The organism is Deltaproteobacteria bacterium (assembly GCA_018668695.1).
In the GTDB taxonomy this organism is placed as follows: Bacteria; Myxococcota; XYA12-FULL-58-9; order XYA12-FULL-58-9; family JABJBS01; genus JABJBS01.
On sequence record JABJBS010000424.1, the window covers coordinates 1 to 14,525 of the forward strand.

At 52.2% G+C, this 14,525-nt stretch carries 10 protein-coding genes; 9 read left to right on the forward strand and 1 reads right to left on the reverse strand.

Features of this window, described 5'->3' with window-relative positions:
* A partial coding sequence (lpxK, locus tag HOK28_24995) for a tetraacyldisaccharide 4'-kinase (protein MBT6436370.1) occupies positions 1 to 938 on the reverse strand: 938 nt, incomplete at its 3' end.
* 135 nt (positions 939 to 1,073) lie between these two features.
* Here lpxK and HOK28_25000 point away from each other — a divergent pair.
* The 9 genes from HOK28_25000 (at position 1,074) to HOK28_25040 (ending at position 14,488) form a co-directional block, all read left to right on the forward strand.
* Positions 1,074 to 3,638, forward strand: a complete 2,565-nt coding sequence (locus HOK28_25000) for a CHASE2 domain-containing protein (protein ID MBT6436371.1) — start codon at positions 1,074 to 1,076, stop codon at positions 3,636 to 3,638.
* Positions 3,635 to 4,915, forward strand: a complete 1,281-nt coding sequence (locus HOK28_25005; protein MBT6436372.1) for a bifunctional folylpolyglutamate synthase/dihydrofolate synthase — start codon at positions 3,635 to 3,637, stop codon at positions 4,913 to 4,915. Before HOK28_25000 ends, HOK28_25005 begins: the two co-directional genes overlap by 4 nt.
* 3 nt (positions 4,916 to 4,918) lie before the next feature.
* Complete coding sequence (locus HOK28_25010) at positions 4,919 to 5,965, forward strand: glycosyltransferase family 4 protein (GenBank protein MBT6436373.1); 1,047 nt, start codon at positions 4,919 to 4,921, stop codon at positions 5,963 to 5,965.
* 73 nt (positions 5,966 to 6,038) lie between these two features.
* Entirely contained in the window at positions 6,039 to 7,184 is a 1,146-nt protein-coding gene (locus HOK28_25015) for a DegT/DnrJ/EryC1/StrS family aminotransferase (protein MBT6436374.1), read from the forward strand.
* A 57-nt stretch (positions 7,185 to 7,241) separates the two neighbouring features.
* Complete coding sequence (locus HOK28_25020) at positions 7,242 to 7,643, forward strand: hypothetical protein (GenBank protein ID MBT6436375.1); 402 nt, start codon at positions 7,242 to 7,244, stop codon at positions 7,641 to 7,643.
* Between the two features lie 52 nt (positions 7,644 to 7,695).
* Positions 7,696 to 10,092: a hypothetical protein gene (locus tag HOK28_25025; GenBank protein ID MBT6436376.1), complete on the forward strand. Its 2,397-nt coding sequence runs from the start codon at positions 7,696 to 7,698 to the stop codon at positions 10,090 to 10,092.
* A 44-nt stretch (positions 10,093 to 10,136) separates the two neighbouring features.
* Positions 10,137 to 11,528 (forward strand): anthranilate synthase component I family protein, encoded by a 1,392-nt coding sequence (locus tag HOK28_25030; protein ID MBT6436377.1) that lies wholly within the window; start codon positions 10,137 to 10,139, stop codon positions 11,526 to 11,528.
* A gap of 14 nt (positions 11,529 to 11,542) precedes the next feature.
* On the forward strand, positions 11,543 to 13,231 hold the full coding sequence (locus tag HOK28_25035; GenBank protein MBT6436378.1) for an AarF/ABC1/UbiB kinase family protein: 1,689 nt from the start codon (positions 11,543 to 11,545) through the stop codon (positions 13,229 to 13,231).
* A gap of 15 nt (positions 13,232 to 13,246) precedes the next feature.
* A complete protein-coding gene (locus tag HOK28_25040; protein ID MBT6436379.1) occupies positions 13,247 to 14,488 on the forward strand; it encodes an MFS transporter in 1,242 nt (413 codons plus the stop codon).
* The last annotated feature ends 37 nt before the right edge of the window (positions 14,489 to 14,525 follow it).

The window sequence follows — 14,525 nt, forward strand, 5'->3', positions numbered from 1 at the left end:
GACGTGGTGACCACGTAATCGGCATTTTGCTTAATCATACATTCGCCAATCGTCACCCTATCTCGCCTCGTGTACCGATGATGATCCGGGAAAATCTTAAGCTCGCATATATCGGCGCCCAGGGATTTCAGGCTGCCTATAAAGTCTCCAGGCCGAGCTATACCTACGACGGCAACTACTTTCTTACCCGCTAATTTAAGGTTCTCGAACCGCGTTGAAGAAGCGCTGAGGATGCCCGACACAGACCGCAGCTCCCCTGCACCAGGTGCGCATCGAAGCGCTGCAGCGATATCATCTTCATTAAACTCGCCAGATTTACTGTGAAACCAAAGTAAATGGGCCCGGTTGAGGGATACAGGCGGTTCTCGCAAGGTACCCGAGGGCAAAAGTTGGCGGTTACCCAGCGGGGCTTCTCCCCGAAGCACTACTAAATCGAGATGCCGGGCGAGTCGTCGATGCGCGAAACCGTCGTCCATGACCAAGACGTCGCTCCGGCTTCCAGCGGCAACCACGCGCGCAGCACGGCTCCGGTCACCGCAGATGCCGAGTGGAATATCCAAGCCAGATGCGACGACCATCGCCGGTTCATCGCCATGCTTTGCCGGATCCACGGGATCACCAGGTAACCGCAAAACTAAATCCTTGGTCTCGCGGCCATATCCCCTAGACAAGAGAGCTGGATGCGAACCCTCTTTGAGCAATTTCCTTAAAAGGTAAGCGACAACGGGGGTTTTTCCGACTCCGCCTACCTCAAGGCCACCCACCGAGATCGTAAAGAGCGGAGAACTTCGAACACGAAGGATTCCAAGGTCGTAGAGCACACCTCGTAGGCGTATAAAGGCTCCGTAAATGACAGACAGTGGCTTAGCCCCCAAGCCAAGCCCCTGAAACCCAGTGAGCCTATGGTGTTCTGGGTCCAGCTTGTTCAATTCATTCATAACTGATCGGTATCGCCAAGCGAGGTGTAGCCGCAAGGTGTGTCCGACATTTTATTTTGGTAAAGAAAAACGGTATGTTGAACCAAGGATTGAATCACTCTTGCGAGTGAGTTCGGCAACCCAAGGGAGAGCGGCGTGAAAAAGTGGATTCCCATCATTATCTCGATGGTCATTTCAATGATCTTCGCACTCACCCATGTCACGATTGAGACAGGTCTGTTTCAAGAAGGCTGGTTTTCACAAACGGGGCCGCTTCGAACACTCGACCGGAGCATGCTCAACTTTAAGTTCCGCTCACATGCCCAAGATACTTTGCCAACACCTCAGGTCGTAATCGCTGGCGTTGATGAAAGCTCATTAGACGAATTCGGACGTTGGCCGTGGGATCGTAACGTTATTGCCGACCTCATCAATCAACTGACACGAGGCGGCGCGAAGGTAATCGCCTTTGATATGGCTTTCACCGACGAAGACCGAAACGCTCACTATCAAGAACTCAAGCGGATACAGGAACTCTTTGAAGCCTCCGACCTACTTCCTGTTTCCAGTGATATGAAAAATATCGACGCCGGGCTCGCGCAGCTTGCCAAAAATCAAACGGCTCTTCAAACAAGCATTAATGCCATCAAATTAGATATTGCGAAGGCTCCTGGTCCAATCAGGGCTCAGCTTAAGCAGACACTTCAAGCCTTGGTAGATATAGAGAGGACAACCAAGTCGGCGCTGGCTGGCAGCATGGAGAGCTTGGCCGATGTTAAAAAGCATTCTGGTGAGTTCTATGACGTTCTTGGTGACGAAATTACCGCAGTTTCTCCAGATCTCGCACTGGCAAAAGCAATCGCGAACAGTCCACAAACCATCCTAGGCTATATTTGCTACTTTGAGCGCCGCCATATCACCGGTGTCGAAGAGTCCGACATTCCCATTCAACTCGCTCGCCTTAAACCATCAGCCATTGCGCAGGTATTCGAATCAACAGAGCTTCAAGTCGGCGACAACGTGGTTTTCAGCTCTGAGCCGTCCCAAGACATCGACATGCAAGAACTTTTACCTGGGGGTGAAATCCTAGCGGCACAAGCACCTTTGAAGATTTTGGCGGAGGCCAGTAAAAACTTTGGCTACTTCAACGCAATACCGGATCCTGATGGCCCTCTTAGGCAACTTCCCCTCTTCTTTAAGTACAACAACGAGCTCTACCCTGCGCTGGCACTGAAAGCAGCATCACTTTTCTTCGACTACACCATCCAGCCCTTGAAGGGCGAAATTCTGCCCAACACACTTTCGGGAGCAGAGTTTGGCGGCGACCGGCCGGTTCCCACCACAGACCGCGGAATGCAACTCATCAACTACTACAAAGACCCTGAGGCCTATTTTCCGCTATTTTCTGTAAAAGACATTATCAACGGACGTCTCGACGCTTCTTCCTTTAAGGACAAGGTTGTCTTTGTTGGAATGACAGCTCGGGGTGGCTTCGACCTTCGTCCTAACCCCTTCAGTCCTTCCAGTCCTGGTGTTTACATCCACGCAATGGCCACTCAGAACATGATCGATTCCCGATACCTCGAGCGCTGGACGGGAATCGCACTCGTTGAGGCTCTAGGCTACTTGCTCCTGGGACTAATCTTCGCCCTGATACTTCCGCGGCTCTCACCATTCATGGGGCTCGTAGCAACGCTCTTTACCGCCCTAGCACTCTACATCTTTGATACAGCGTTGGTGTTTCCCAGCGGCCATTGGATGTTGATGGTCTTTCCAACGATGCAGCTGTTATTTCTATATTTGGGAATTACCATTTACGGATACTTCACCGAGGGCAAGGAGAAACGCCAGATCAAGAACGCGTTTCAGTTCTACCTTAGTAAAAGTGTCGTCGATGAAGTCCTCGATGACCCAAGTAAGTTGTCCCTGGGCGGCGAAAAGCGGGTTTGCACGGTTCTTTTCAGCGACATTCGTGGGTTCACGACCATCAGCGAGCGTCTGGCGCCAGAGAAGCTCACCGCCTTGCTCAACGAGTACCTTACACCGATGACCAATATCGTCTTCAAGCACGAAGGTACCCTGGATAAATATATGGGCGATGCCATTATGGCGATTTTCGGCGCACCGATGGCGCACCCGGACCACGCCGCTAGATCATGCCTTACGGCGCTTGAAATGATGGAAAAACTCCGTGAACTCCACCCCCGTTGGCACGAGCAGGGTCTTCCTGAACTCGACATCGGCATTGGCGTTAACACAGGCCCGATGTCTGTTGGTAACATGGGCTCAAAGGTACGATTCGATTATACGGTCATGGGTGACAACGTAAACTTGGGCTCTCGATTAGAGGGCATCAATAAGCAATACGGCACCAACATCATGATTTCAGAGTACACCTACAACTACGCCAAAGACCGCATTTTCGCCCGTGAACTCGACTCGGTTCGTGTGAAGGGTAAACGAGAGCCGGTTAAGATTTACGAATTACTTGGCTCTGGCACACCCGACGACGGCAATCGCCAGTTGATGGACAACTTCCATGAGGCACTTGGTTTATACCGTCAACAAAAATGGAGCGATGCCATCAAGCTCTTCAATCATGTCCGCACATTGAAAGCCGATGACTTCACTTCAGGCGTCTACATTAGCCGCTGTGAAGCCATGCGCGCTCAGCCTCCTGGCCCTGATTGGGACGGAGTTTTCACCATGACAACAAAATGACCAAGACCGAGGCACGCTACAGCGCGGTGCTCCAAGACCTCTACCAGCGTACAACCCAAGGCATCAAACTTGGGCTCGACAACACCCGGCAGCTCTTGGACGCCTTAGGAAATCCACAAGAACACATGCGGCATATCGTGGTTGCGGGAACCAATGGTAAAGGCTCCACCTCGTCATTGATGGCCACAGTCCTTGAGGAGTCAGGTATTCCAGCCGGCCTCTACACGTCACCCCATCTTTTGCGCTACACCGAACGAATCAAGATCCGCGGCACCGAACTCAGCCAACAAAAAGTTATTGAATACTACGACCGAATACGTGAAATCGAATCAAAGTGTGAAAGCTTGCCCACCTTCTTCGAAGTCACAACCGCCATGGCTCTTCTGGCTTTTAAAGAGGCCTCACTTGAGTATGCTGTTCTTGAGGTTGGTCTTGGTGGCCGACTGGATAGCACCAATGTCGTAGACAAATTCCTGAGCATCATCACCCCTGTCGGGCTCGATCATATCCATATTCTAGGAGACACTGTTGAAGAAATCGCGGCGGAAAAAGCGGGAATCATCCAGGCCAACCGCCCTGTTCTGTTTGCGCCTCAATCTCAGGCTGCGCGCCAAACGCTAGAGACCATTGCAGCCAGCTATGAAGCTCAAGTTTTTCAGAGTACACCACATACGCTGCAGCATGACGAACTCACCATCGAGCCCGAAGCGCAGCCATCAGAAAGCTTTAAGTTTGATGGTCCGCCCTACCAAGCCAGCAATGCGGCCACCGTTTTTAGCGCGGTTCAGATCTTACGTGCAGCCAACTTAGAGATCACCGCCGACCATTTCCAGGCAGCCCTTGCGTCTTGGCAATGGCCCGGTCGTTTTCAGCGCATTCAGGCGCAGGCTCCCGTGATACTTGATGGAGCCCATAATCCTCATGCTATCCAGGCGCTCTTTGAGGCATTGCCAAAGCTTAGCGAGCAACCCCTGCATGTTGTCTTCTCAGCGCTGCACACCAAAGATGCTGCGCTCATGATCCGTTCATTGAGTTCTCAAAGCACCAGCCTCCATCTCGCGCCATCTTCAGTAGGCAAAAGTCTTCAGAACAAGGATCTCCGAGCATTGGCGCCGACCCTTCCGGTTTACGACCATTCGCTCCTCGCATTTGAAAAAGCCCTTTCACAAGCTAAGCTCGACGGCGGACAAGTCCTGGTCACCGGATCACTCTTTTTGGTTGCCGACATTCTGCATCACCTATCCGGGGAAGCGCGTGACCCTGGTATCGCGAGTTAAGCAATGAAAATTGTATACCTTGCCGCAACCAGCGAACTTGGACCTGCCAGTAGATACAGAATTTACCAATTCATTAATTATTTCGAGCAAGAAGGAATAGACATTGATGTGCTGCCTGCACTTTCTGATGCATGGCTCTTGGCAGAGCGTGATTCAGGTGCCAAGCGAACCATCGGAAGGCTGAAAAGCGGCAGCGCTGGTTTGGTTAGAAGATTCCAGCAACTGCTTCAAGTCGGAGACCACGACCTACTCATTATAGAACGTGAGTTATTTCCGAAGCTCCCTGGGTTTATCGAGAATCTACTTCTTAGGTCCAAAGGACCCTACGGCGTGGAGCTTGATGACGCCATCTACTTGGCACCGGGTCGAACTCAAAAATATGCCCGGTTCGTAGAGAACTCCGCCTTTGTGATTGCTGGCAACGAGAATCTTGCCCAGTGGACACGGAAGCATCAGCCAAATACTCATGTCATTCCCACATGCGTGCCCGTGGACCGCTATACACCGAAACAGAATTACGAGCTCGGGAGCGTGGCTAAGCTTGGATGGGTCGGGCTTCCCGTTAACTTCCAGTACCTTCAACCGCTTAGCCAAGAAATTCAATCTCTTCGAGCTTCAATGCCGTGTCGCCTGCAGGTCGTCAGTGGACGCCGACCCTCCTTTGTTGGGCAAGACGCGTTCGTCCCCTGGGACTCATCAAGCGAGGCCGACGCGATTGCTCAGTTTGATATCGGCGTCATGCCTTTACCAACTTCGTCCTTTGCAGAAGGAAAATGCGGCTTGAAGATACTTCAATACATGGCGGCGGGTATCCCCGTGGTGGCTTCGGCAGTCGGCGTTAACCGTACCATTATCCAGGACGGGGTAAACGGCCTGCTCGTCGAGCGACTCGACCAATGGAAGCCTGCGATTGAGAGGCTACTCGGTGACCAAGAGCTGAGGAAAAAAATAGGCCGCGCGGGCCGACAAAGAGTTGAAACCGATTACTCCACAAAGGTCTGGGGCCCGAAACTCGTGGCACTCTACCAAGACCTCGCGGCAAAGCATTAGACAGGTTGCGCAGTCGAGGTCATCCATAATATGAGCCAAACAAGCACCCACGGAAGGCTACAAGTTGTCTAGCATAACCAGCGTACCTCTTCTTGATACAACAAGAATTTCAGACGCATGCAGTAAAGATCTGCAGGCTACCTGCGAGCGAATTATCAAAAGTGGTCAATTTATACTGGGCCCAGAAGTAACGAACTTCGAGGAAACCATGGCGCAGTTCCTAGGCGCTAAACATGCCATTGGCGTATCCTCGGGAACCGACGCACTTATCTTGGCCTTGATGACTCTGGGCGTAGGACAAGGCGATGAGGTTATTTGCCCGAGCTTTACATTTTTCGCCACCGCCGGAGCGATTTGGCGAGTTGGCGCAAAACCTGTGTTTGTCGATATCGATCCAGCCAGCTTTAATATGGACCCCAGCCTTCTTGAGGCGGCCATTACGGAGAACACGCGCGCCATTATGCCGGTCCACCTCTTCGGTCAAATGGCAGACATGCATGAAATCAACGCCATCGCTCACAAGCACGGCTTGCCCGTTATTGAAGATGCGGCTCAAGCCATTGGCAGCTCAATCGATGGCTGCAATGCGGGAACAATGGGCTCAATCGGCGCTTTCTCCTTCTTTCCGACCAAAAACCTCGGAGGCTACGGTGATGCCGGACTGGTAGTCACAAGCGACGACGCGATTGCTGAAAAGGCGCGTGTTTTGAGGGTGCATGGAGCAGAGAAGCGGTACTACCATCAAACCGTTGGTGGAAACTTCCGAATCGACGCGCTTCAGGCTGGTCTTATTGGCACAAGGTTTAAGCATCTAGGAACAGGCGTTGACGGCAGGCGCGCGTGGGCGGGCGCTTACGATGCTGAACTGAAGAAACAAGGCTTATGCGATCCGGGCCCTTCACAATTGACACTCCCGCCCCGAACCACCGGGCGCCACGCCTTTAATCAATACACGCTGCGGGCCGCGAGTAACGCACATCGCCAACATATCCTGAGTGAGCTTAGCGCCGCCAATGTAGGGCACTCTGTTTATTACCCTGTGCCACTTCATCGACAAGAGTGCTTTGCTAGCCTGGGCTACCATGACGGCCAGCTACCTCATACGGAAGCAGCATCGGAAACAGTGTTCTCTATTCCCGTGTTTCCTCAGCTCTCAAAGGCCGAGCATGGCCGTGTTGTAGAGGTCTTGGTAACAGCCTCGCAAAGTTTTGCTGGTTAAATTCTCAAGACGGCACAAAAATTGGTAGCACAGCTGCTCCGTGGTACAAATGAGACCATGAAGATACTTCAATCAGCTATCCTATTCGCATTATTGACCGCTTCAACCGCAACCGCTCAGGATTTATCCGCAGAAGTTCGAGACATGAACTGGGTTGGTTTTCAGCAGTTCCAAGAAGCGTCACGTGTTTTCGTAAGAACAACCGAACCCGTGAAGTATCGAATCGACGCGTCCAAGCCGGGCCTTGTTGAGATTACGCTTGAGAACACCGATGTCACCAAGCGCATTAATACGTTGCCTCTCGATACCCGCTACTTTGATAGTCCTGTGCGTATGGTCTCCGTTGAGATCCTGGAAGGTGTTTCACCATCTGTGCGCATTCGAATCACCCTGTCTGAGGACGTGGGGTTTAAAGAAGTTCAAAGCGATAATGTTATTGCTCTGGACTTTGAGCGCTAGACGATTGCTCATCAAGGCGCCTTTGGATATCAGGTACTAAACCCGGTAACCCATGACCATGCGCCTTCTCCACTGCTGTTTCATTCTCATTGCTCTAACCTGCACTAAGGTTGGTTCTGCGAAACCCATTCTTACCGATGCTGCTCAGTGTGATACGGTTGAGCTTCTGGCAGATGCGCTCGATTGCGACGCAGAGACTTGCAATCTCGTAGGAAATGCTACGGTTACCTGCCAAGACCTCGTTCTTCAGGCTGATTCAATCGTTATACAAATGACGCCCGACTACGGATTTAACGGCGCCACAGCGTCGGGCAATGTTGTTTTCCTCGATGGCGATACGCTCATTCGCTGCAGTGAAGTGAACCTCGAGGCCGGACGTATTCAAGGAAAAATCGAGAAAGCCCAAGTTCAAGTTTTTGAAAATCATGCCACGGCCGCCCAGGTTGCGGCCAACCCCAGGTCTCCGCGCTCAGGGCGAGCTCTACAAACGGTTCGGGGAGATATTCATCGCGTGTCGAAAGATCGCTTCACTCTTAAAAGCGGGACGTTTACTCTCTGTGACTGCGGTGGGGATCAAAACCCGTCCTGGCGACTTGGGGCCAGTGAGGTCGACGTAACACTCAAAGATAGAGCTACTTTATGGTGGCCAAAGCTCGAGGTAAACTTTCTCGGTCTTGGTATGTTGCCACTTCCGCTGCCCACGCCTGTCCTCTCTTTACCTATTCAAAAACGCGCCGCGGGCCTACTGGCCCCGTCCATCATCTTTCTGCGAGACGCTTACCCCATTCTCGATTTCCCACTCTTTATTCCTATTGGAAATTCATACGACCTCACGGTCTCACCTGGCCTTCGAACGGATTGGGGACTTCATCGCGGCAACGACGTTAGCACTTGGTCAGCGCCGCGTTTAGGCGCCCGGGTTCGCTACGCGCCGATCCCAGGACTACAGGGTTCGGTTCAGTTCCAGTGGACACGCGACACACATTTTACGGCTGCAAGACTTGCGAGGCTCAACGAGAGCCACTCAGGACTCGAAGACCCAGCACTTATCGCTCTGGCGCGCCAAGATCCTCGCTGGGGTTTAAGGGACAGAGTCGTCGTACAAGCGGGACAAACTTGGTTGATATCGCCGGCCGCTCGCTGGAATCTCAAGGCACACTGGGTTTCCGACGATTATATTCAACGTGACTTCAGCTTTCACTTAGCGGACCAAGTTTCGCAGTACCTGCCCAGCCGAACACGCCTCGATTGGCACACAAGCCACATCCTGGTATCGGCCCAAGCGGACTACCTGCAGCGGCTAAACAATGGGAATAGCGAGGCCGGCTACAGTAACACCTCGTCAAATGAGGGATCTGCACTGCAACGGGCCCCTAATATGGAGTTATGGCTTCGGCCCCAACATCTTGGCCAGCGGTTCTTTGTTGGCGGCGGCCTCGTCGTTCAGCGTTACGGCAGCTGGGCTTCACCTCAAACCCAACAAACGGCCAATCAATGGGATTTTTATCAAAGGCTTGATTTCAGCTACCTGAATCAAGTGGGGCCATTCCAGCTGAAAGTTCAGGCCGGCTCACACCTGATAGGAATGCTGAGTGAATCAGACCAGTCCGCTCAGGACGCTACCGATTCCGTAAATCTACTCCCGTTTGCAGAACTTCGCCTCCGGTCGACATTGGCAAAGAAGTTCAGCCAGATAACGCATATCGTTCAGCCATTCGTTGCGGTCCAATTTGTTTACGACCCAGCCATCAACGATTCCTTTTCCACGCGTAACCCTTGGCGCCAACTTGGGACCGTCGAACAAGTTGCCGTTGGTGTTCGGCAATCGTTCACAGACTTGGTCGGCGAAAAAAAAGGTCGTCTCGATATTGAGTTGAGCCAGCCGATGTCGTTGCGGGCGGAAAACGAAGTGCTGCCAACTGCGTTAAAGGTCCACCTTAGTGGGCTTGGAATCGTTGATTTCAACCTTGAAACGAGCCTGGACTGGCAATTACTCAAGGATGGCCCGACAGATTTAAGGGCTACAACAACCATCCGACCTTGGCAGTTTATTAAAGTGTTCAGCCAATACGGCCGCCTTTCGCCAGGCTCAGAGGTTTTGGTCCGATCTATTTACGAACTCTCTGGCTTTACCGACACCTCCCCAACCGGCCAATGGATGCATTATCTTCGGGCTGGAACGGAGCTTTATGGGGCCAAGACATGGAAGATTCTCTACCAAACCGACGTCCTACTGCCCCTTCCCGGCGTGGATTCTTCTGAAAGACCCCAACTAAGTAATCACTTGATTCGGATGGGCTACCGCTCACCCTGCGAATGTTGGGGCGTGGACGTGGTCACCCAAATGGTAAACCCTGATCTAAGTGCTGGTTATGGAACCAGTTTTCTAGATAATATGACAGTGCGCGTGAATCTCACGATCGGAGATTACACGGTGGGTAGCCTCTAAAGGGTTGTGGATTATCAACTTCGGAGCATGTTAAGGAAGCAACCATGAGTAGCAAGCCCCAAATGCATACCCGGACCCTCCACGCCGATTTGGAGACGCCGGTATCAGCGTACCTAAAATTACGCTCATTAAGCTCCCATTCTTTTCTTTACGAAAGTGTCGAAGGCCCAAAACACTGGTCTCGGTATTCCATTTTGGGCTTTGGTGCTCGCCGTATATTCTCGGTCAAGCAAGGTGAACTCACTCTCGTCACTGGTGAGCAGACCCAAACCTTGCCTGCTTGCGATCCGCTTGAAGCCATACAGGCAGCGCTGGGTGAATTACCCGGCGAATTACCTGCCGATTCACCACGATTTGTTGGCGGCATTTTCGGATTTCTAGCCTACGACGCCGTTCGCTCGTTTGAACCCGTAGGTAAACGAGACGACGAGCCCGAAGTGCCTGATGCCTACTTCGTGGAACCTGAGCTTGTCGCGGTTTTTGATAACCGTGCGCACACCCTCACGCTCTACGCCTGGGATGATAAGTTCATTGCGATGGCTCAAACGGGCCTAAGTGGCAGTCTCCCCGAATATCAAGCTCCAGGCGCGTGGGAAGAGCCAATGGCTGTAGACACTCGAGAGGCGTTTGTGAATTCGGTCGCAAAAGCCAAAGAGCACATTCGCGCTGGCGATATTATTCAAGTTGTCCTGTCACGCCGTTTTCAAATGCCGCGCGTTGCTGACCCTTTTGATGTTTATCGCGGCCTGCGCACCATCAATCCCTCGCCATATCTGTATTACTTTGAAGCACCAGACTACCAAATAGCAGGTGCATCCCCCGAGGTCATGGTTCGTGTTGAAGACCAAAACATGACTGTTCGACCCATTGCCGGGACGCGCCCCCGAGGCGCCACTCCGGAAGAAGACGCCAGTAACGCCGAAGAGCTTCTGGCCGATCCCAAAGAGCGAGCCGAACACATTATGCTTGTCGATCTTGGCCGCAATGATGTCGGCCGTGTTGCAAAACCAGGCACCGTGGAAATCCCCGACCTCATGGTTATTGAGAATTACTCGCACGTCATGCACATCGTGAGCGAGGTTCAAGGCACATTGAAAGATGACCTGGATGCATACGACGGGTTGCGGGCTGCGTTTCCAGCAGGAACGTTAAGTGGCGCTCCAAAGGTTCGTGCCATGCAAATCATAGAAGGCCTAGAAAACAATCGGCGTGGTATCTATGGAGGCGCCGTTGGCTACTTTGGCCCCCGTGGAGACGCCGATTTCGGCATCGCAATCAGAACCCTGGTCGCACTTCCGGACAGATTTATTGTTCAAGCAGGCGCCGGAATCGTCGCTGACAGCGACCCCATTAAAGAAGCAGACGAAACCGAGCACAAGGCACGCGCAGTCATTCGCGCGGCCCACTGGGCAGCATCGCCAAGAGCGGCTCGGTAGCGAAAGGAAAAACCATGTCTACGGTGACTAAGGTCTACAAGAACGTTCGCGGTATCCGCACTGCTATTAAAGATGTTGCACGGCTCCGCGCCATCAGCACGATATTGGCTCGCCACGGATTTGGCGCAGTGGTCACGTCACTGAAGCTCGCCGAGGTCGCTGGTGTTAATAAAATTGCCGACAACCTCAATTACGATGCTAATAAATACTCTGTCGCTGAACGGATCCGACTATCAGTAGAAGAGCTTGGACCAACCTTCATCAAGCTCGGCCAAATACTCTCCACGCGGCCCGACTTGGTGCCCGCCGATATCATTGAGCAGCTTCAACACCTTCAAGATGACGTTCCGCCCATGCCCTGGGACGATGTTGAATATCAAGTTGAGACACAACTTGGTGATAAGGTAGATAGCATCTTCAAGACATTCTCTCGCGAGCCTTTAGCCTGCGCATCTATTGCCCAGGTCCACCGGGCTACCTTGCAAGACGACACCCAAGTTGTGGTCAAAGTGATGCGTCGCAATATCGACGACAAAATCGACAGCGACCTCAACATCCTTCATTTCCTGGCCCAGCAAAGTGAGCAGTTAATCCCTGAGCTCCAGCTGGTTGCACCTGTTGGAATTATTAAGGAGTTCGACAAGGCATTACGGCAGGAACTCGACTTCACCGTTGAAGAGCAAAACATTGTTCGCTTCACTCGAAATTTTGAGAAATTTGAGGGCTTAAGAGCACCAAAAGTATTCTCCGATTACTGCACCAAGCGTATTCTGACGATGGAATTCATTAAGGGCGTCAAGATTACCGAAGCAGCCGAGCGAGTTGGCGCTGATCCGTACAAGGTTGCCCCGACCATAATGAAGGCCCTTCTAAAGATGATTCTTAAAGATGGGCACATCCATGGTGACCTGCACCCAGGCAACATTCTAATCACCGACGACGCGGAAATCGTACTCATCGACTTTGGCCTCTGCGGACGAATCATGCCCAGCCAAAGAGAAGCCATTCTCGACCTGCTTATTAGCGTGAGCAAAGAAGATTACGAGGGTGTGGCACGTTGCATTTTCGAGATGGGCGTTAAGGTTCCGGGAACCGTTTACGACTTCGATGCGTTTGAATCGGACGTTATTGAAATTATGGAAAAACACGTCCTGGGGAAAACCCTCTCAGCTATCGACGTACAGGCTTACTTCGCCGATCTGGTAGCCGGTGCGATCCGTCACAACATCAAGATGCCACCCACCTACACGATGGTGTTCAAGGCGCTTATGACCGTTGAGGGCATTGGTAAAATCCTTGCTCCCAACATGAATTTCCTCGACGAAACCAAGCCTTTCATTCAAGAACTTCTTATTGAACGCTACAACCCGAAGCGTCTGCTTAAAGAGAGCGCTGAAATGCTCGGCAGTCTCACTCGCTTCGTGCGGCAGCTATCGCTCACCGGACCACAGATCCTCAAGGATATGGAGCGCGGCACGTTTAACGTGAACGTTGATATCAACAACCTTGAGCGCAACGTTCAGACGTATCGAAAAGAGACACGCCTCCAGAGCCGAGCTATCCTGACTTCTGGTCTTATGGTCTCTGGCGCGATGACGTTAGATTGGAGCTACAATGGGCTCCCGATACTATCACTGGGTGCATTTTCCATCGCCGCGATTCTCGGGATCCCTCTAATCTGGACATTTTTACGAACCCCGTAAATTCGGCACCCTACTATGACCAACGCTCCCAACCTTAAGGCTCTCAAACATGTGGGCCTTTTGTATTTTCTATTCTTAGGTTCTCACGGCGCCTTGCTGCCGTTCATGCCCTTGTTTTTCGAGTCACGCGGCCTTACGCCCACCGATATCTCATTTTTGATGGCTATCTTGCCACTCTCGAATCTCATCATTCCACCTTTATGGGGCATCTTAGCCGACAGCCTAGGTAGCCGATCCAGGGTCCTGCGGTTTTGCTTACTCATGTATTCCGCCAGCGTTCTTGCGCTTGTGCCTTCACTCGGCTTCTGGGGCACACTCGGGGTGATGTTCCTCTTTGCTCTTTTTCGGTCACCTGTGACGGCGCTCACGGACGCAGTTGCCCATGCTCAACTTGGACCTGCCATCGAACGCTTTGGCAAAGTCCGCCTCTGGGGCTCAATAGGATTCCTGGTTTGTACGCGACTCTATGGATACCTTTACGATGAAATCCCCGAAGCTACTGCGATAGGTTCGGTTTCGCTTCTTATTTTGGCCGCCGCATTCGCCAGTCGTGCACTCGACGCCGAACCTGCCTCAAAACCGCCGTCTCGACGCGATGTTTTCACCCAAACCAAGCAATACATCCTCAGCCCGCATATCCTTATTCTTCTCTTGGGTGTTTTTATTTACTACTCAGCGCACAGCACCTTCGACGCGTACTTTGGGCTTCACATGCGTTCGCTGGGCTTTAGTTACGACTTTATTGGCACAGCATGGGCCATTGGCGTGGGCACAGAAGTGCTCTTAATGACTCAAGCGCACCGAATCCTTAAATGGGTTAGCCCCGTGCGGTTACTCGCCGTCTGCGGCTTATTAGCGACCACACGATGGGCGCTTCTAAGTGAGCTGACGGGACGTACCGAAATCCTCTTGAGTCAGCCACTCCACGGAGTGACTTTTGGCATGTTCTATCTTTCCATGGTCAACCAGGTTCAAAAACACGCCCCCGCTGAAATACGCGCAACGGTTCAAAGTGCCGCCCTCGCGTTTATGAGCATGGGCATGATTGTAGGATACCTCTGTGGTGGCTATGTTTATGAAGCGCTCGGTGGCCAGATGGTTTTCTTCTGTGCCATGCTCGTTGCAGCCGTAGCCACCGTGGTTTTCGCTTTGGCTCCAAGATTCTGGACCCGGTTCGATGCGTTGCAAGCGGCTCAAGAAGCCAATATGGAGTCTAATGAGGCCGCAGTGGCCTTGAGAGGTGGGAACCCATCATGATTATCATGATCGATAACTACGATTCGTTTACCTACAA